A 20,431-nucleotide genomic window follows, 5' to 3' on the forward strand; every position below is an offset into this window, starting at 1 on the left:
GAGTAATATTACTCTGCCACCTCAATGTCACTCACATTTTGGAAGCCACGGGGTAGTTGACCACCACGGTTGCCACGCTTACCAGTATAGTTGGCTAAGTCCATTGGCTTCAAGGTCACATGACGTTTACCCGCAGTAACGGTCAAGCTGTCACTATGATGTATCGGAGTGACGGCAATTACTTGTTCACCGTCTTTAAGGTTAATCAGCTTATTGCCTTTACCACGCTGTTGTTCTGGTAATTCATCAATATCAAATATCAATAAATAGCCTGCTGAAGTGACCACAGCGATTTGGTCTTGCGCTTGTGCTTCACTGCCAGTATCTTCATCTGATATGGGTTTGGCATCAATATAAGCCACTTTAAGCAGTTTGGCATCTTGGTCAAAGTTAATGACGTTTTTACCTGCTTTTTGATTGGTTTCTAAGTTGCCTAGGGTATTAATAAAGCCATAGCCTTGTGAGCTGGCCAAAATAATACGTTGTTCGTCTTCCCCGGCAAGCAGTTGCTCAAAACTGGCGCCAGAGGCAGGTTTTAATACACTGGTCAGTGGGTCACCTTGTCCACGGGCAGAAGCTAAGGTGTGGGCATCAATGTTATAGCTGCGACCGGTACTGTCCATAATGTAAATCTTCTCATTGGATTTACTGCGTATATGGGCCTGATAGCTGTCACCTGAGCGGTAACTCATGCCTGCTGCATCGACATCATGACCTTTGGCAGCACGAATCCAGCCCGCTTTTGATAGGATAGCGGTAATGGGTTCACTAGGCACTAAGTCAGACTCTTTTAGGGCAGTGGCTTCATTACGTTCTACCACAGGTGAAACACGGTTGTTGCCATGTTCTTTCATGTCTGCCTCTAACTCTTCAATCATCAAGTTAGTCAGGCTTTCAGGATTATCGAGTAATTCTTGAATAATGGCACGCTCAGCCTCTAGCTCGTCTTTTTCGGTACGTAGCTCAATTTCTTGTAGACGGGCTAATTGACGTAAACGAATGTCTAAAATGGCATTGGCTTGCACTTCGCTCAGATCATAGCGATTCATCAACTCTGTTTTTGGATCGTCTTCTTCACGAATAATGCGAATGACCTCATCAATATGGAGGTAGGCAATTAATAAACCTGCCAATATATGTAGGCGTTTGTCAATTTTGTCCAGACGGAATAGTAAGCGACGGGTCACCACTTGACGGCGGCTAACTAGCCATTCTTCTAAGATTTCTTTTAAGTTTTTGACCTGAGGCTTACCATTAAGCCCAATCATGTTCATGTTGACCCGATAACTGGTCTCAAGGTCGGTGCTGGCAAACAAATGGCTCATTACTCGGTCTACATCTACTCGCGTAGAACGCAGCTCTAACACGATGCGACACGCATTTTCATGGTCTGACTCATCATGAATATCCACTACCCAAGGCAGTTTCTTTTCAATCATTAGCTTGGCGATTTGTTCTTGGATTTTGTTGCCAGAAACTTGATAAGGAAGTGCATCGATAATAACTAGGTTCTTTTCTTGCTTATCGACATGATAAACAGCGCGCATTTTATAGCTGCCACGACCTGACTCATACATTGCCTGTAGGTCTTTTTTGGAGGTGATAATTTCCGCAGGAGTGGGCAGATCTGGGGCTGGTATCGACTGGGTAAGCTGTTTGACCGATAGTTCAGGATTTTTTAACAGACGTACGGCGGCACGCACCACTTCATTTAGGTTATGCGGCGGAATATCGGTGGCCATACCAACTGCAATACCGGTGGTACCATTTAATAAAATATTGGGCAGGCGTGCCGGTAGAGTCACTGGCTCTTGCATTGAGCCATCAAAGTTATCTTGCCAATCTACTGTACCTTGAGCTAATTCTGCCAATAACGTATTGGCATAAGCTGACATCTTGGCTTCGGTATAGCGCATGGCGGCAAAAGATTTAGGGTCATCGGGGCTACCCCAGTTACCTTGCCCAGTAATTAGTGGATAACGGTAGCTAAAAGGCTGAGCCATCAATACCATGGCTTCATAACAGGCTGTGTCACCGTGAGGATGATATTTACCTAAAACATCACCGACAGTACGTGCAGACTTTTTAGGCTTAGTAGTCGACTTAAGACCCAGTTCGCTCATGGCATAAATAATTCGGCGCTGTACCGGCTTTAGGCCATCGGCAATATGCGGTAGGGCACGGTCCATGATGACATACATGGCGTAGTTCAGATAAGCCTGTTCGGTAAATTCAGCGACAGAACGGGTATCCATTGCTTCAGTAGGTATGACAGTAGCGCTAGGTGGGATATTAGAAATATCAGACATAATCGGTAATTTTGCCTTATTTTATATAAAAAGTTATTTAGTCATTATAACAGTAGGGTCAATCTAACCACTATAGAGTTAGCGTATCGTATAAGGATATCGTATAGGATATTGGGTGATTAAAAAAGGTAGGAAAGGTTCTATGCGTCAACTGATGACGCCAGATATTGTATTTTAGAGAGCCTCAATTTTATAAGCTTTTTAATTGAAAGTCTCTTGATTTTAAAGGGATACTTAAGCACAGTATAGTTCAGCCGTTATCAATCAGGGCAATCGCACTACAAATCGATTTTAGCTACATTTTAATTAATTATTGACCTTTTACAGATGTTATCACCAATTTTCGGTCGCAAATAATAAAAATACGAGATACATAAAAATATTTTAGTTATAGTTTCTAACTATTTAACACATTTTATTTAGATAGCCTAATTTAAAGCGGCTATTTTCTATAGTGCGATTGCCCTGCGTTATCAATATATTAGTTGTCATTTATAAGATAAATAGTGTATTTTAGATAACAAATTAACATAAGATGCCGTTTAATTGTTCTTTAACAATGAAATGTGCCATTACATCATACAGTTTAAGCAAATTAAGCATAGCTTTAGGAGTACCATAGATTATGGACAATCAAACCACTCAATTTCGTCGCAATGAAAAACCCTGGTTAAAAACTTACGAAAAGTTTGGCATGCAATACGATATTGAAATGCCACCAGCCAATACCTCTTTAATTGAAATCTTTGAAGAAAGCTTTGTTAAGTATAATGGCAGAATTTCCTTTGTCTGTATGAATCAAGAGCTATCATTTGATGATTTAGATACCTACAGCAAAAATATCGCCGCTTACTTACAGTCACGGGGCCTAAAAAAAGGCGATAAAGTGGCAGTAATGATGCCCAACATTCTACAATCTCCAGTTTGTATCCTAGGCGTTATCCGTGCCGGTTTCGTTTTGGTGAACGTCAATCCTCTCTATACCACTCATGAGCTTGAACATCAGCTAAAAGATTCAGATACCAAGGCCCTTATTCTCCTAGAAAACTTTGCCAAAACTTATGCTGATATTGCTAGCAAGACCGTGGATCATGTGGTCGTTGCGTCTATGGGCGACCTAATGAGTCCGGTAAAAGGCTTTATCGTGAACACTGTGGTTCGCCATGTTAAGAAAATGGTACCTGCTTACAATATTCCAGGCAGCGTTAACTTTAAAAAAGCGATGAAAGTTGGGGCTAAAAAGAAATATAAACGTCCTACCGATATTGGTTTAGAAGATGTGGCGGTGCTGCAATATACTGGGGGTACCACAGGGGTTGCTAAAGGGGCAATGTTAACTCATGGCAATTTAATTGCTAACCTGATTCAAGCCGATACTTATATCGGCGATGCTTTTGACAAGTATGAGGAATTAAATGAGCAGCCGGTTATTATGACCGCTTTACCGCTATATCATATTTTCTCATTTACGGTTTGCTGTATGTACGGATTGCGCAAAGGGGGTATTAACTCATTGGTGCCCAACCCACGTGATGGCAAAAGCTTGCTTAAAGCTTATAAAGATTATCCACCGGCCTTCTTCCCAGCAGTTAATACTTTGTTTAACGGCCTAATTAATAATGAAGATTTCCGATCACTAGATCATAGTAAGCTTGAGATGTCTATGGGCGGGGGTATGGCTGTACTAACAGACACCGCTAGGAAGTGGAAAGAAGGGACGGGCAACGTTATCGTTCAAGGTTATGGTTTATCAGAGACCTCGCCAGTTGCTTCAGCCAACCCTATGGGTCTAGATGAGTTTCCTGGTAATATTGGGGTGCCATTCCCAGCGACAGATATGGCCGTTCTAGATGAAGAAGGCAACGAAGTTGCTATTGGTGAACGCGGTGAGATTAGCGTGCGCGGCCCTCAGGTGATGAAGGGCTATTGGAAACGTCCAGAGGCAACGGCTGAAGTTATGACCCCAGATGGTTACTTCCGTACCGGTGATATCGGAGTAATGGACGAAGAGGGCTACTTCAAGATTGTTGACCGCAAAAAAGACATGATTATCGTCTCAGGTTTCAACGTCTATCCAAACGAAGTAGAAGACGTCATGTCACATCATCCCAAAATCTTAGAGTGTGGGGTAATTGGGGTTGAAAGTGATAAGAGCGGCGAAGTGCCGAAGATCTTTATCGTGGCTAATGACCCAAGCTTGACTGAGCAAGAAGTTCTAGATTATGCCAAACAGAATCTAACCGGCTATAAACGTCCGCGTTTTGTTGAATTTGTTGATGAGTTACCCAAATCAAACGTAGGTAAGATTTTACGTAAGGATTTACGTGCTATTGAAGAAGCAAAGAATAAAGCCTAGTTTTAGTACAAAATAACTTAAAATATCATACTTTATGTTTGGGTAGTTACCGAGTACAATAAAAACTCAATGGGATTAATTAAAAAAGATACGAGCAATTGGCGTGTCCTTTTTTTATGTGAAAAAAAGAAGAAAATGGATTTGTTATACAGGCTTAACAAGCTTACATAAGCAATCTCCGCTATTTACAAATGCCAAAAACATAAATGTAGGGTTGATGGTTATAACAAAGTGGTTATAAAAAAAGTACTATAAACCGTAATCACCTTACATTTTTACTCAATTTTATTGTCATAACTCTTTATTAGATAAAGGGTTGTTTTTAATAATACATTTATTAAATAATTATATAGGTAACGAAATGACAACAGCATCTAATCCTACCAATCAAAACGACATAAGTGAACTTCACGGTATTTTCCCGACCTATCCTGACATTCCTAGTGACCGCCCTTGGCTCGAGTCGTATGAACGTTATGGATTAGCTTCTTCGATTGAAAAGCCTGCGGATGATACCTCTTTATTGGAAGTATTTGAACGCAACTTCGCCCGTTATGGCAATCGTGATGCTTACATCTGTATGGGTGCTAAGCTGACTTATCGTGAGTTAGACAATCGTAGTCGTCAAATCGCTGCTTACCTACAGTCTTTAGGGCTTAAAGTGGGCGATAAAGTAGCGGTTATGATGCCTAATATTTTGCAATATCCTATCGTTTCGTTGGGTATTTTGCGTGCCGGCATGATTTTGGTCAACGTCAACCCGCTATATACCAGTCGTGAACTTGAACATCAAATGCTTGACAGTGGGGCTAAGGCGATATTTATCGTTGAGAACTTCGCTAAGACTTTTGAAGACGTGAAAGACAAAGGTGATATCGAACACGTAGTCGTCTGTAGTTTAGGCGATATGCTTGGTACGGTAAAAGGCCTAGTGGTTAATACTGTGGTACGCCATATCAAAAAAATAGTACCAAGCTACTCGTTACCAAACAGCGTTAAGTTTAAAAAAGCTTTGGACTCAGTGTCAGCACATCAGTATAAGCGTCCTGAGTTGGACCAAAGTTATGTGGCGTTATTACAATATACTGGCGGTACCACAGGGGTGGCCAAAGGAGCCATGCTGACCCACGGTAACCTTACTGCCAATATGTTACAGATTGACACGGTTATGAGAGCTGCTTTTGGAGACACCAATGGTGGTGAGGTTCTGTTAGCTGCCCTGCCTTTATACCATGTGTTCTCATTTATGGTATGTGGTATGTACTCTATGCATGCAGGCTATACGGCGCTACTTATTCCTAACCCACGCGACTTAGAGGGTTTGATTAAGGATCTAGACAAATACAAGCCGGCTTATATTCCTGCTGTAAATACCTTGTTCAATGGATTGGTCCACAATGAGAAGTTTAAAAAATTGGATTTCTCTAATCTAAAAGCATCTATTGGTGGCGGTATGTCAGTACTACCCAGTGTGGCTAAAGAATGGCATGACATTACCGGATTGCCTATTGTAGAGGGTTATGGTCTATCTGAGACTTCACCTGTGGTGAGCTTTAACCCAATGAATATCTCTGAGTTTACAGCTAAGATTGGGGTACCTGCACCAGGCACCGATATCATCTTAATTGATGATGAAGGCAATGAGATGCCAGTGGGTGAGCGTGGTGAAATTTGTGTGAAAGGACCACAGGTTATGGTGGGCTATCAAAACCGTCCTGAAGACACCAAAGAAGCTTTCACTGAAAATGGTTACTTCAAAACAGGCGATATTGGTATCTTAGATGAAAAAGGCTTTATCAAAATCGTCGACCGCAAAAAAGACATGATTTTGGTATCTGGTTTTAACGTTTATCCCAACGAAATTGAAGAGGCTATGGCACAGCATCCTGCAGTATTAGAAGTAGGTGCTATCGGCATTCCAAGTGACAATCGCGGTGAAGATCCTAAAATATTTGTGGTGAAAAAACCAGGTACGAAGGTAACCGAGCAAGAACTGATTGATTTTGGTAGAAAACAATTGACCGGTTATAAGCGTCCTCGTATTGTCGAGTTTGTCGACGAACTACCTAAGTCAAACGTCGGTAAAATCTTACGTAAAGAGCTTCGTAAAATGGAAGGTTTAGAGTAGTTTTCGACGACGACTAATACTTGCTATTGCTTAGTCATCACGTTACGATGACCGAACTTATCAGGGGCAGGGGGCTTATTAAGCTTTACCTGCCCTCTCAAATAACCACTGAATCAAAGATAAAGGATATAACTTAGCAATGCGTATAGATAACCGCGAGCTGGATCAACTGCGTACGGTCACTTTTGAGCGTAATTACACCAAACATGCTGAAGGCTCAGTATTGGTTTGTTTTGGCGATACCAAGGTACTTTGTACCGCAAGTGTTGAATCAGGCGTACCTCGCTGGTTGAAAGGCAAAGGACAAGGTTGGGTAACGGCAGAATATGGTATGCTACCTCGTGCGACTAATACCCGCAATCAGCGTGAAGCCGCTCGTGGCAAACAGTCTGGACGTACCCAAGAAATTCAGCGTTTAATCGGCCGTAGTTTAAGAGCGATGGTTGATCTGAACAAACTGGGTGAAAATACCATCTATCTAGATTGTGATGTATTGCAAGCAGATGGCGGCACCCGCACCGCGAGTATCACTGGGGCGGCTATTGCTTTAATTGATGCATTAGAGTCACTACAACAAAAGAAAAAACTGAAAGCAGATCCCTTAGTCGGTTTGGTCGCTGCGGTTTCTGTTGGGGTGAAAAATGGCGAAATTCTGCTTGATTTGAATTATGAAGAAGACTCAAGCTGTGATACGGACTTAAATGTGGTCATGACTCAAAAAGGCGAGTTTATTGAGATTCAAGGTACCGCTGAAGAGAAGCCTTTCACCCGTGCTGAAGCCGACAAAATGCTAGCGATGGCTGAAAAAGGCATTGCTGATTTGATTAAGTTACAACAAACTGCCCTGGGCTGGTAAACGATTATTAGTCCATAGTTAGCTCAGTCAGCCAATAGGATACACAAATTATGCTACAGGTTACGGATAATGGTGCCAACATAACGTTGTCAGGCAAAGCAAGTGGTCAGGGCAATGGCGTATTTTGGTTCAGTGTGGCTTTATTGGCTGGGGCATTGGGTGTGGCAATCGCTATGAGTTTGCTGCCAGAGCGTCTTGCGATAGGCGCTTTGGCATTATTGGTCGTGGGCAGCTATGTGTTTAATAGACTGCTTAACGCTCAAAAAGGGACTCAAAATCACATCAACTCTGGCTTAGTAAAAGTACAGCCAGGGATGTTTGTACAAAATCAGTTTGGCAAAACCCAACAGATTATTGTAGGTGCCAATGAAACTGTCAGTGTTAATGGCACCTCATTGACCATAACGACAGCAGAGGGCAATACCAAATGTCAGGTATCTGGCTTTGATACCGAAAAAGAAGCTCAAGTAATGCGGGCCATCTTGCAAGGTCAGCAGTTTGGCAAACGTAATGCCAATATCAAGATGCAGTCTTCCTAGTCGCTTTTACAAAATTCTTTGCTATCGTACATTTACAGCTCTCTGAGTTGCATATTCTTATGGATAGGCCTTTATAGCAGGGCCTTCTTGTCTATTGCTGTTCTTAAGTAGTCCTCTCGATTATTTGTGTACCTTTCTTTCGCCCCTCACCCTCTCAACATTTATAACTGTCTCTACTTCCTTGTAAATCTTATTTCTGTCCAATATCGATAACACTGCTCTAAATAAGCGGTGAGTTAGCCATGAGCGTTAATAACTGAAGTTACGCAAAGACCTAAACAAACGCTATACTGCCACCATGAATAAAGACATGATTGACTTATACACAGACTATCAACTCAGTAGCTTTGGTCAAACCACAGCCACAGGCTTATCGGCGATGATGGAGGGTAGCATCAGTCATGATGCTGTGACCAGATTTTTAACAAATAGCGAGTACACTTCAAAGCATCTATGGCAACAGGTCAAACCGACCATACGTGATATAGAAAACGAAGACGGTGTACTGATATTTGATGACACCATACAAGCAAAACCCCATACCAAAGAAAATGAGACAAATTGCTGGCACTATGACCATACGACAAACACCACAGTCAAAGGCATCAACCTACTGAACTGTTTGTACCATTGTGAGGGTGTCTCGATACCAATAGCCTTTCACATTGTCACCAAACCGATTTGCTACAGTGATATCAGTACTCGAAAAACCAAACGCAAAGCCACGATAACCAAGAATGAGTTACTAAGAGACATGGTTGATACCGCTTGCCACAACCAAGTTAAGTTCCGTTATGTGCTGATGGATTCATGGTTTACCAGTAAACAGACTTTAAAGCATATTCGCAAAAAAGATAAGCATGTAATCGCAGCCCTTAAATCCAATCGTTTAATCGCTCTGAATCTACAAGACAAAAAACAGTCTCGTTATCAGCGAATTGATGAGATAGGACTACCAGATAAAAAAGCCATGACAGGCTATTTAAAAGACTACCCACATGAGGTTGTCTTTATACGCCAAGTCTTTACAAACAAAGACGGTAGCTTAGGTGTGCTATATTTGGTATGTACTGATTCACAACTCCCTGCTGATAAGATCATGAGTCTTTATGAAAAACGCTGGGCAATAGAAGTGTTTCATAAGTCACTCAAGCAAAATGCCAGTTTGGCTAAGTCGCCTGCCCATTCTAAACGGGCAATGCACAATCATGTGTTTTTATCTATTTGTGCTACGGTTAAGCTTGAATGTTTGAAGTTAACCACTAAATTAAATCATTTCGCACTTAAAGCTAAACTTCTTGTCGCGGCTTCAAAAGCGGCTTTCGATGAGCTGACTTTGCTTAGGGCTGCGTAACTTCAGTTAATAAGTATAAGGCTAATAGGGACAAGATTAAAAGGTCAGGGCAATCGCACTATAGAAAATAGCCGCTTTAAATTAGGTTATCTAAATAAAATGTGTTAAATAGTTAGAAACTATAACTAAAATATTTTTATGTATCTCGTATTTTTATTATTTGCGACCGAAAATTGGTGATAACATCTGTAAAAGGTCAATAATTAATTAAAATGTAGCTAAAATCAATTTGTAGTGCGATTGCCCTGATTAAAAGGTAGGCTAATATAGTCAAAGAACGAATAAAGTGGTACACTAAAACTTATGGCATATTCAAAAGACTACCGACAAATGATTCTTAGCAAACTTGACGAAGGCTACAGCTTTCGAGAGTTAGCCGAAGAGTATCAAATTAGCCCAACCAATATACAAAACTGGAAGAAACGGCTTGAGCGCAAACAATGCAAACGAATCCCTAGTAAGATAGACAACGATGCCCTTATAGCAGATGTCAAAGCCTATCCTGATGACTATCATTATGAACGAGCAAGGCGATTTAACTGTAGCGACAGAGGCATAGGAAAAGCTCTCAAGCGTCTCGGCATTACTCAAAAAAAAGACACTAAATCACCCTAAAGCAGATGACGATCTAAGGCGTCTATTTCTTGAACAACTGTCTGAGTTTGAAGAAAGCGATAGAGCTATTATTTATTTAGACGAAAGTGGTTTTAAGTCTCATGAGAACCGACCACACGGCTATTCCTATAAAGGCAAACCGTGCTTTGGCAGTTATAACTGGCAACTAAAGAATCAAACCAATGCTATCGGTGCTATTCACAATAATCAACTATTCGCCATTGGCCTTTATGATTGTAATGTCAATGCCGACGTCTTCTATAGCTGGGTGACACAATTGCTACTGCCAAACCTACCTAAGAACAGCGTTGTTGTTATGGACAACGCCACCTTCCATAAAAGACTTGATATTCAAGAGCTTATTAATGATGCAGGACACTGTATTTTATGGCTACCCCTTATAGCCCAGATTTAAATCCCATCGAAAAAGCCTGGGCTTGGATCAAGCGTAAACGTAAAGACTGGCGTCTGCAGTGTATCGATACTTTGTTCTTTTATTTTCTTTGGCTTTGTGACAGTTTATAAGTTCTTTAACTATAGGTATAGGATAGTCACAGGCAAGGTAAAATGTCGCAGGGTTAACCTTGCTAAGTCTACTAGAGTAGTACTTGCTTTCAGCTGTATTGCAACTCATTTACTTACTTATGACTATATCACTTGAGTTAATGAGTTAACTTGGTTTATATTTGAAGGGTCAGAATTTTAGAATTAATAAATTTACTAATAGCTTCAATAACTTAGCGGTTGTTACCCAGTCGTCTAAGGCACTAAATGAGACGATTTAAAAACGCTAAACCCTCACATTGGCTTGATATTAAGGAGGACGACATGGATGTGTCCACTTTTAACATGCATAAAAAATCACGTTTCTCGTTTTTTCAATATAAAGTACAAACGCTTAAATCTACAGTGGCTAGACGCCTAGTTGAGGTTGCTGTAGCCAGTATGGTGATGTTGTCCAGCTCTCTACTGCATGCTGATGATTTAGCCGACCTTATCCGTCAGAAGAGCCAAACTTTTTACCAACCTAGCCCTGCTTATGGCACGAGTTCTAGCTTTGGTTCTGCGCCTAGTTTTGGTAGCAGTCCAGCTTTTGGTCAGCCGGGTACCGCCAGCTTTTATCAAAGCTATGTTTCAGCGCCGAACATCAGTCCCGAATATATCGACACCTTATATCGTGCTGAGCAAATAGCCTCAATGCCTAGTCAGCAGGTATTGCGTACCGTACGTCAAATGGCATTAGACAATAAAGAGATTATTAAGGGCTCTTGCTGGGATTATTTGAATGCGGCATTTAATAGGGCGGGGGTAAGAAAGGAAACTGTATTTAAGGGGGAATATCCAGCCGGACCTTTTATAGATACCAGTCAGATACAGCCGGGCGATTGGCTGTATTATGTCAATCATAGTTATAACGATATAGAGCACAGCGGTCTGTTTGTGGGTTGGCTCAATCGCGATACCAATGAGGCTTTAATTTTAAGCTACGCCGGTGAGAGGCGAAATGAACCGGCACGTTATAAAGTCTATGATGTTTCTCATACTTATAATGTGATGCGGCCCAGCTTATAGGCAGATAAACTGGGAGTAGTGTGTAAGTGAGCAGGTAGATATGGTGGTAGTGGTTTAGTCGTAGTGAAGCTCAGTGAGAAGACCTAGAACGGTTTGACGATAACTAATACCACTACTGCAATTAAAATAAACACCGGCGCTTCATTGAACCAACGCCAGAATACATGGCTTTTATATTGCGGGTTTTCGATAAGTTTATTACGATAGACCCCACATAGGCCATGATAAGCGGATAATAAAACCACCAGTAATAGCTTAACGTGTAGCCAGCCCTCATTTTTATAAACTTCCCAGCCCAGTACCAACATCCATAGACCGAAAAGCCAAGTGGCAATCATCGCTGGGGTCATGATGCCCCGAAACAACTTACGTTCCATGATGACAAAGCGGTCTTGACTCACTTTATCCTCACTCATGGTGTGGTAAACGAATAGTCGGGGTAAATAGAAAATGGCGGCAAACCAGCACACCATGGAGATAACATGTGCTGCTTTTATCCAATTGAAATAATCTGCCATAGTTGCTGCTCTCACTTACGGATTGGTTAATCGTTAAAATATCACACCGAGTATTTATAGCTCTTATATAAAATAACCTATCTTTCTATAAAATAATGTGTCTTTTTCGAACTTCCTGAACCTAATAATTGGATCTACTAACTGAACCTACTATTTGTCGCATTTGCGCTTGTTCTCATTGACAGGCTGACTTCTAGACTTATTATTACTTATCATTTATCGTTTATGACACATAGCTTTTTTGGCCACTCAACGCATCTATCACTGCTAAGGCAGGCTTAGGCGGCATTGCTTTCAATCCCAACATTTTCATTAATCGATCATCATTGGACTGGCTAGCATTACCAGTGGTTAGTAGTTTATCACCATAGAAGAAAGAGTTGGCCCCTGCCATAAACGCCAATGCCTGCTCTGAATCAGATAAGCTTTCTCGACCGGCTGAAAGACGAACATAGCTTTTGGGGCAGCAAATACGAGTGACGGCTATGGTTCTTATCCATTCTAGTACCGGAAGTTGACCCTCACTCAATACCTTGTCACCCAAAGGGGTGCCTTTAATCGGTACGAGAAGGTTTACTGGTATAGATTCTGGCGGCACAGGCATACTTGCCAACTCATACACCCAATCAATACGGTCTTCGCGGCTCTCACCCATGCCCACAATGCTACCACTACAAACATTGATACCTGAGCGACGCACATGGTCAATGGTGGCCAAGCGTTCATCGTAGCTGCGGGTACTGACCACTTGATCGTAATAGCGGCGCGACGTGTCTAAATTGTGGTTGTAATAATCGAGTCCGGCCTCTGCCAACTGTTCTGATTGCTCTGCAGTTAACATACCTAAAGTCATACAAGTCTCAAGCCCTAATGCTTTTACCTCTTTAATCAGGTTAGCAATATAAGGCATGTCTTTGGCAGTGGGATGTTTCCAAGCGGCACCCATACAAAAGCGAGAAGAACCTGAAGCTTTGGCTGCTTTGGCCGCGGCCAGTACTTTATTAACTTCTAGTAGTTTTTCTGCTTGTAGTCCAGTCTTATCACGGTGATGACCCGATTGTGAGCAATAGCCACAGTCCTCAGGACAGTTGCCGGTCTTAATAGACAACAATGTACTTATTTGAACCTCATTGGCAGGAAAGTGTTGACGGTGGACGGCCTGAGCTTGTAGTAATAGGTCCATAAAAGGCAATTCAAACAATGATGCCACCTTCTCACGACTGATTTCATGAGGGATATCAGTGCTGAATGTAGAGGAGGTATCGTGTTCTGCGTCTGATTGAATCAGGTTATCCTGCGCCATAAATCGAGTAGACGACGTCATTTTTTTGTTATTGTCTAAGCAAGCGCTGGTACCAGGCTCCATAAGTTTCACCAAGGTGCTCATACAACAATCCTTTGTAAGTTAGCATTTATAGAGTAGAAATCGCCCCACTAAGAGACGTATCTTATTAACAGTAACCTAATTGTATCATCTAATTGCTCCTAAATAGAGCAACAAAAATGCCTAAGTAGCATTAAGCCACTTAGGCATTAATATCAATCAAATCAATTGACTGTAAAATTTAGCTAGCAATTAATGCCAAGATCAAACTTTATTTAGACAGTTTTTGTTTGGCCATACTGAAGACTTGTGAAGCTAAGCCCTGTGCTTTCTCGGCTAGAGGACGTGCTTTCTCAGCCAATGGACGTGCTTTTTCTAGTAGAGGCTTAAGCTCTTCAGGCACAGCAGGAACAATATGTTTGGCCAATTGGTTAAACCACATTAGTAAGCTGTAATCGCCTTCCATTTTTAGGTTTTTGTCTTGAATGGCTGTCATAAATGCTGCAACGTCACCGCCTGTCAGCAGCTTAACACCAGTCATTGAGTCTTTAAAATCGATGCGTAAGCTAGGCTCATCAGCCTTACCGCTATGTTGTTTGAAGCTACCGTTGTCAAAAACATAATAACGGGCAATATCATCCGCTTCACTGCCAAGCTCGATGGTCACTTGACGGTCTTGCAAGATTTGCTGAATGTTTGGGTCATCACTTTTAGCCAACATAGAAAGACGATAGCCCACTGCGGCTAATAGAACATCTAAAGGGTTAGATTTAACATTTAATGCAGGTAAAGAAAACATAATTGAGTCCAAAAAATAAGAATGAAACGGTCATAAGCTTAAAATTGTCTACCTGACTAGGCAGGCTGATTGGCCAAACAAACCGATTGACTAAACAAGCACGCTAGCTAAGCAAGAGATTTAAAGCCACACTACAATAATAACGCTATTGTAAGCCATGTTGAGGCTAATTTATATTGCCAGTTGTAAGCCTTTTGCAAGTCTAAGTAAATAGCCTATCTGCTTAATGCCATTATTAAATGAAATTTAAGTTTGAAATTATGTGAACGATTCTCAGTATTAAATTTTTGTTTGCAATCTGCAATAAAATAGCGCCTCATTTATAAATGAGGCGCTATTGAAAAACAGTTTATTTGGATAATTATTTTGGCTGTTTTAGTTGCGAAAGCGTGGCTTGTAATTATTATAAATAGGGGTATGTTCGATATACTTTTCATGAGGTATACGACCTTTAGCCTTGGCCGCTACTGATCTTGAAATAGCACGGCGACCTAAAGATTCAACCCCTGTTTTTTGAGTATCTAAGGTTTCAACAAATTGCTTATAACGATAGCTTAGATAAGAGCCAACCACAGCTAAGCTTAATAGTATTGCCGTCAGATAGCCATAACCGCTGCTCATTGAGGTCGCATTAACTACGATAGACTGCATACCTTCTATGATTACCCAATAGCCCATGCCGCCCAGTAAATAACCTAATAGGTAGCGACGACCCGATAAAAAGGTGGCTACTATGCCTACAGACAGAAGCATATAACCTAAAGTAGACCAAGATAAAGTACCCGATAGCCCAGGCGTGCTGGTAGCCATAATGGTGAAAGTTGCCATTTTGTTTTGCCTCATGAACGGTCAACAGATACAACACAATATCTGTGTGTAGGAAGTCGATTGTTTCGATTGGTTGATAGTTATTATGCCGATGTTTTATTAAAATACAAAGAATATCTAGAGAACTTACGACAATGATTGTCGTATTGTTTTGTCAGAAATTTGACACAGGCGTCGAGGCTAGACGCTGCGTAATGCCAAATAAAAAAGATAAAAAAAAGAAAAATTAAATTTTGTAACCAGTGGGCTGTGAGTCTTATTTTGACCTCCTTTCTTTGAAAATTTGTCTTCGAAACGATAATTTTGCAAATAGCAAATAAAAAAGCCAAACTCTATCGCTACTGTCAGTAGCAGTAGAGTCTGGCTCTGGTTTAAACAATTAAATAAGGTCAAAAGGTTAACTTGCTGTTGCTTCTAAACTTACCGCGCTTGAACCACAAGCACTAAGTAATAGGCTTGATCAATAGACTTGAGTCATAGGCATGGCAGCATAGGAAATAAGTTTATAGGCTTTAATAAACTCTAAATACAAGTCTTATAATAGGTCTTGAGCAGCATAGCCTAAGACATATAATACGCCTTCTAGACCAGTAGCATTAATAGCCGCATCAGCACGCGCACGAACAATCGGCTTAGCATGATAAGCCACGCCTAAATCAGCAATGGCCATCATCGGTAAATCATTGGCACCATCACCGACACAAATAACTTGAGCCGTAGTAATGTTCATACGTTCGGCAACTTGCTGTACCAGAGCCGCTTTACGCTCGCCATTCACGATAGGCAGACTGACATTACCGGTAACCACGCCGTTTTTGATATCTAACTCATTGGCATGTACTTCATCGATGCCCAACTCTTTGGCAATACGCTCCGCAAAGTAGGTGAAGCCGCCCGACACCAATACTGTGTGATAGCCTAATGACTTTAAGGTGGCAATCACAGTACGTGCCCCCGCTGACAAGGTTAGCTGCTGTTGAATTTGGTCCAAAGCTTCTTTAGAAACACCTTCTAATAAGGCCACGCGCTCACTAAAAGAGGTATCAAAGTCAATTTCACCGCGCATTGCAGATTCGGTAATCTCACTCACTTGATCACCAATATTGGCCTGTTTCGCTAGCTCTACAATTACTTCTTGCTCAATCAACGTAGAGTCCATGTCAAATACTGCCACACGGTGAGGGCGTAGCATCTTCGCTAACGACACAATATGGCAGTCAATCGCTGCGTCACCGCCTAATTTATCAGTAATAGGTAGGGTTTCGATAAATTGGCGTAGGTGAGAGGTAATGCCGTCATCTAGTAGGCGAGCGGCAGCTGCTTTTTTACCAGGCTGCATAGTAGCGGTGTCTGTGGGCATCAAGATATAACGATAGGTAAGCACAGGGGTTAAACGGTCGCTTCCGGTACGGTCTTGTAGGGTATCTGTACTACGCACCACTTTAATAATTTGCCACAACGGATTTTGGGTAGCCCACTCTGCGATATGAGCTTCGAACGCCGCCTTTTTGTCTTCACCAGATTCTACAGGTAATAAAGCCTGCTTTTGAACCACTACTGAAAGTGCAAAGACAGGTAAAGTTTCTAACTGCTCAATCAAACTCAAGGATATTTTGCCACTTTCATGTGCGCCTGCTTCAAAGTCTATATCGTCAAAACGTAGATGACTTGGCAATAAGTCGTTGGCTTTTTGTAAGGCACTAATCCAAGCTTTCAAATGTGCTGTCATGCCAGAACCAAAGCTCGCAAAGTTGGCAGTGGCAGTTGATAATGAAATTGAGGTGTCCTGAGAGGCCAAAATTGCATTATTTTGATAGTTAGTTGTAGTATTTTTGGTCATGGTGAGCTAAGCCCCTTGTAAGCGTAAGCAAGATTAGGAATAATAGAGCGTGCCCGAATGGGACACCCCCTACCTATCAACAAAAGTTTAGCATAACATGACCTATTTAGCGCCACGGCAAGGCTTGTTTGCCATAATTATTCTCATCAGCTTTTTTATTCACACCACGTTGCTGCTAATTAGCACCAATCAACAGCTTGATGAGCTTAAGATGCAAACGGGCGAAAGAATGCTTGTTCAACTCATTGACGAAGTTAAACTGCCTATCTTGAGCAAAGATAAAGTGAGTTTAAGTGTTTTAACCGGTAGATATACCAGTGAAAATACGGTCGCCAGCCTAACTGTAAAAGACATTGATGATCAGGTGTTAATACAAACTGGGCAGGCTCAGCTGTTAGAGGGTAAGACCCTCAGTCGTAAAGTCATTATGGGTGATACCGTCATTGGTAAAGTAGACATGACGCTTCGTGACACCGGTAATGGTGAAATTATTGCTTCGCAGTGGATATTTATTTTGGGTTCGTTTATTACCCATCTGCTTATCTGGTTGTTATATGGTTATGTCGCCCGTCCTACTCGCGAACAGTTGGCAGCGCTTAGCCGTGATGTTCAAGATTATTTGATCACTCAAAATCGAGGCCAAGGTGTGATACGTCTTCCTGGCGAAGGGGAAGGGTCTGACGATGAGATAAAAGCTCAAGGTGGCCCAAGTATTCATAAAGCACTGGGTGACTATATTAAGTCTCATCAAGAAGGCGAAGAGGGCCAAGACGAACAAGCCTTGGCGACAACCGATAATACAGCGCAATCTCAGCAAGACATTTTGAGTAAAATAGATGATAATGCCGCTGACAGTAATACTACTTCGAAGGCGACTGCAGCAGAAGCAGAACAAAAACAACCCTCACTTGTGGCCAATAGACCGATTGAAGTGGCCACCGTTAAAATTCGCTTCTATGACCCCAATCTATTATTGAGTGCATTGGCGATTGAAAAATCAGAGCCCTATTTTGAGTTGTGTAGCCAATTGTTGCAGCGCACCATTGATGAACTGCTAAAACAGCCTATTTTATTTGGTATTAAACTAAATAATAAGCCAGTCTTCGATGAAAACGGGGCAACGGTTGAATTTCTTGGTACGACCAGTCATAGTAAGGCAGGATTAGCAGCAATGATGTTGGCCAAAGCCTATGTCATGCTGAACGAAGTGACATTTATGAAGCATCGTGAGCTACAGCGCTTTGCCTTACAGGTAGTGGCAGGGGTGAGTGATAAAGCCACCAGTGAGAAGATGGAGCAGTTGTTAATTAACAATGCCAAAGCAGGTGAGATTCTTGCTTTACTTCCTGTAGAGGGCATCAAACAGTTGCGCGGCTACATTCAGCTTAATAGTCTGAAGAATCCAACCACTGTTTATGAGCGTGATTGTGCGTCTCTAGAGGGAGTGAGTGACTCAATGATGCAACGTTTAATAGACGTTCGTGACGCAGTATTATTGTCGGCGCTAAATTAAATTTGTTATTACCTATTAACTAAATAGGCTAACTTAATTAAACTAGCGTTTTTAGAAAGACGGATATAGGTTATTCATAAGCTTTACAGTTGTCTTAGCGATTATGCTTGGGCAACTCAGTTACCAATACCGTACTGTTATTACCTTAGATTAGCAACTAAACTCACTAGGTCGAATCAGACCATTAAGATAAGAGGATAACGAAATGAGTGACAATGATCTTGATGATTTCGATGATGAAAACTTCGAAGACGATGATGATGCCAAAAAAGTGGACGAAGCCGAAGCGGAAGCTGCGCGCTTAACCAGTTTAGAGAAGCGTCGTCTTATCGATAATATGCTAGAAGAAAAGCGCTTGGCTCGTGAGCTAAGAGATGGTTTCGATGATGATTTTGACGATTTCGATGACGAAGACTTTGATGATGAAGACTTCGATGACGAAGCAGAGGAAGATTAATATAAGCGGTTAGCCCGATGCTGACCGCTTTGTTCTTGACCCACGCTATCTGGTGGGAAATACACAGATCTACAGTGGGTGCTTTACTTAGTGATGATGACTCAAGCACAATTGGATCAGCACTATTAAATTAGCCCCACCGAATTATTAACTCGAATAGAACCTCGGGACTCATAGTCCTTTCATATCAGGCTCATCACTGTCTTTTTGCCTTTTGTCGCAACCTATAGCGCCACTAACCCTCAATTTTCCTAAATTAAAAAAAGAGATTACTATGACTTTAGAAGAGTTACAAAGCTTCCTAGATTCTGACGCCAATGAACATGGTCTAGACAGTGTGGCTACTCATGGATTTTTGACGGCAACCATCGTGGGTAAGCCTTTACCTAACTGGCTGTCACTGTTGTTCGAAGGTCAAGATTCAAAAGTAAGTGCTGAGGTAAAAGCGGCCATTAAAGAGTGGCGAGCAGAACTACTAGAAGATCTACACAGTGAGGAAGGCATTGCCTTGCCGCTAGAAATTGATGAAGATTCAGGAGAGATGGATTTCTCACCAGAATCTGAGTTAACTGCTTGGTCAATTGGCTTTGTTGATGCCATGTATGGTGATGAAAATGTCGATTGGTTTAGCGATGAAGACAGTAGTGAAGATGTGGCGATGCTGACCCTACCGATGATGGTATTTAGTGGTATTGATACGGTTGACGGTGAGGAAGATGAAGATTTAGCCGCCATTCGTCGTGATGATGATGCGTTGGCTCAAATGGCCAATAGTATCGAAGGTAACTTAAGCGAACTGTTTTTATTGTTCCATACAGAAGACTAGTTCAATAAAAATATTGGCTTAATATAAAACATTAAGTGAATACGGAAGCGTAAATTATGAGCGTACAACTGTCCAATCTAGAACACTTACCAGGTTATATCATTACTGAGCGTTTGGACGTGGTGTATGGCAGTACGGTGCGCTCAAAGCATGTGGGTAAAGACATCTTCGCCAGTCTCAAAAACATTGTAGGCGGTGAGTTGACCGCTTACACCGAGCTGTTAGAAGAGTCGCGTCAAGAAGCAATAGACCGCATGATGGTTAAGGCTGAAGCGTTAGGTGCAGATGCCATTGTCGGTATACGCTTTTCTACCTCGAGTATTGCCCAAGGCGCCTCTGAGCTTTTTGTTTATGGTACTGCGGTTAGAGCTGTTCCTGATAATGGTGCTAGCCATTTATCGAATAATACCTATCCTCCTCAGTCTGTTGCAACCCAGAGCCCTTCAATACCGCCATTACCCTCTGCTGAAACAGACAGAAATGAATTTGACCAGTAATCGGGGTCTAATAGATACTCGCAGTTTGCTACATAATAGCGATTCAACAAATAGTGATAGCTTAGAGTGCTTAAACGGCTCAAATGGCTTAAATGATGGG

The 20,431-nt window shown here is 41.7% G+C and carries 17 protein-coding genes and 1 pseudogene; 12 read left to right on the forward strand and 6 right to left on the reverse strand.

Annotated features, from left to right (window positions below; genetic code table 11):
- Positions 1-8 precede the first annotated feature (8 nt).
- Positions 9-2,309 carry a DNA topoisomerase IV subunit A gene (gene parC, locus LK453_RS05460; protein ID WP_007395902.1) on the reverse strand — a complete coding sequence of 767 codons (2,301 nt, stop codon included), beginning with the start codon at positions 2,307-2,309 and terminating at the stop codon, positions 9-11.
- Positions 2,310-2,934: 625 nt separating this feature from the next.
- Between parC and LK453_RS05465 the strand changes: the two genes are divergently transcribed.
- The 8 genes and pseudogenes from LK453_RS05465 to LK453_RS05500 all read left to right on the forward strand — a co-directional run bounded on the left by LK453_RS05465 (position 2,935) and on the right by LK453_RS05500 (position 11,729).
- Positions 2,935-4,665 carry an AMP-binding protein gene (locus tag LK453_RS05465; protein ID WP_007395901.1) on the forward strand — a complete coding sequence of 577 codons (1,731 nt, stop codon included), beginning with the start codon at positions 2,935-2,937 and terminating at the stop codon, positions 4,663-4,665.
- A gap of 361 nt (positions 4,666-5,026) precedes the next feature.
- Positions 5,027-6,793: an AMP-binding protein gene (locus LK453_RS05470; RefSeq protein WP_007395900.1), complete on the forward strand. Its 1,767-nt coding sequence runs from the start codon at positions 5,027-5,029 to the stop codon at positions 6,791-6,793.
- Positions 6,794-6,932: 139 nt separating this feature from the next.
- On the forward strand, positions 6,933-7,649 hold the full coding sequence (gene rph / locus LK453_RS05475) for a ribonuclease PH (RefSeq protein WP_007395899.1): 717 nt from the start codon (positions 6,933-6,935) through the stop codon (positions 7,647-7,649).
- Between the two features lie 50 nt (positions 7,650-7,699).
- Entirely contained in the window at positions 7,700-8,188 is a 489-nt protein-coding gene (locus LK453_RS05480) for a hypothetical protein (protein ID WP_201537610.1), read from the forward strand.
- 298 nt (positions 8,189-8,486) lie between these two features.
- Positions 8,487-9,542: an IS701 family transposase gene (locus LK453_RS05485; protein WP_227945196.1), complete on the forward strand. Its 1,056-nt coding sequence runs from the start codon at positions 8,487-8,489 to the stop codon at positions 9,540-9,542.
- A gap of 303 nt (positions 9,543-9,845) precedes the next feature.
- A complete protein-coding gene (locus LK453_RS05490; RefSeq protein ID WP_227945197.1) occupies positions 9,846-10,157 on the forward strand; it encodes an IS630 transposase-related protein in 312 nt (103 codons plus the stop codon).
- A 70-nt stretch (positions 10,158-10,227) separates the two neighbouring features.
- Positions 10,228-10,682: pseudogene (locus LK453_RS05495) on the forward strand (IS630 family transposase).
- Positions 10,683-10,928: 246 nt separating this feature from the next.
- Positions 10,929-11,729 (forward strand): hypothetical protein, encoded by an 801-nt coding sequence (locus LK453_RS05500; protein ID WP_201538052.1) that lies wholly within the window; start codon positions 10,929-10,931, stop codon positions 11,727-11,729.
- Between the two features lie 83 nt (positions 11,730-11,812).
- On the opposite strand, the gene hemJ is transcribed toward LK453_RS05500, so the two are convergent.
- The 5 genes from hemJ to serB all read right to left on the reverse strand — a co-directional run bounded on the left by hemJ (position 11,813) and on the right by serB (position 17,038).
- Positions 11,813-12,247 (reverse strand): protoporphyrinogen oxidase HemJ, encoded by a 435-nt coding sequence (gene hemJ, locus LK453_RS05505; protein ID WP_201529344.1) that lies wholly within the window; start codon positions 12,245-12,247, stop codon positions 11,813-11,815.
- A 223-nt stretch (positions 12,248-12,470) separates the two neighbouring features.
- Complete coding sequence (gene bioB / locus LK453_RS05510; protein WP_265335048.1) at positions 12,471-13,634, reverse strand: biotin synthase BioB; 1,164 nt, start codon at positions 13,632-13,634, stop codon at positions 12,471-12,473.
- A 208-nt stretch (positions 13,635-13,842) separates the two neighbouring features.
- Positions 13,843-14,370, reverse strand: a complete 528-nt coding sequence (locus tag LK453_RS05515) for a hypothetical protein (protein ID WP_007395894.1) — start codon at positions 14,368-14,370, stop codon at positions 13,843-13,845.
- Positions 14,371-14,745: 375 nt separating this feature from the next.
- Positions 14,746-15,198 (reverse strand): AciT family ciprofloxacin tolerance protein, encoded by a 453-nt coding sequence (gene aciT, locus LK453_RS05520; RefSeq protein WP_227674358.1) that lies wholly within the window; start codon positions 15,196-15,198, stop codon positions 14,746-14,748.
- A gap of 535 nt (positions 15,199-15,733) precedes the next feature.
- Entirely contained in the window at positions 15,734-17,038 is a 1,305-nt protein-coding gene (gene serB / locus LK453_RS05525; protein ID WP_201541624.1) for a phosphoserine phosphatase SerB, read from the reverse strand.
- Positions 17,039-17,135: 97 nt separating this feature from the next.
- On the opposite strand from serB, the gene LK453_RS05530 reads away from it, so the two are divergent.
- From LK453_RS05530 to LK453_RS05545, 4 genes are all read left to right on the forward strand, one after another.
- Positions 17,136-18,551: a hypothetical protein gene (locus tag LK453_RS05530; protein WP_201538058.1), complete on the forward strand. Its 1,416-nt coding sequence runs from the start codon at positions 17,136-17,138 to the stop codon at positions 18,549-18,551.
- A gap of 205 nt (positions 18,552-18,756) precedes the next feature.
- A complete protein-coding gene (locus LK453_RS05535; protein ID WP_007395890.1) occupies positions 18,757-19,008 on the forward strand; it encodes a PA3496 family putative envelope integrity protein in 252 nt (83 codons plus the stop codon).
- A 274-nt stretch (positions 19,009-19,282) separates the two neighbouring features.
- Positions 19,283-19,834: a YecA/YgfB family protein gene (locus tag LK453_RS05540; RefSeq protein WP_044298394.1), complete on the forward strand. Its 552-nt coding sequence runs from the start codon at positions 19,283-19,285 to the stop codon at positions 19,832-19,834.
- A gap of 56 nt (positions 19,835-19,890) precedes the next feature.
- Positions 19,891-20,331: a YbjQ family protein gene (locus tag LK453_RS05545; protein ID WP_007395888.1), complete on the forward strand. Its 441-nt coding sequence runs from the start codon at positions 19,891-19,893 to the stop codon at positions 20,329-20,331.
- Positions 20,332-20,431 lie beyond the last annotated feature (100 nt).

The organism is Psychrobacter sanguinis (assembly GCF_020736705.1).
Taxonomy (GTDB): domain Bacteria; phylum Pseudomonadota; class Gammaproteobacteria; order Pseudomonadales; family Moraxellaceae; genus Psychrobacter; species Psychrobacter sanguinis.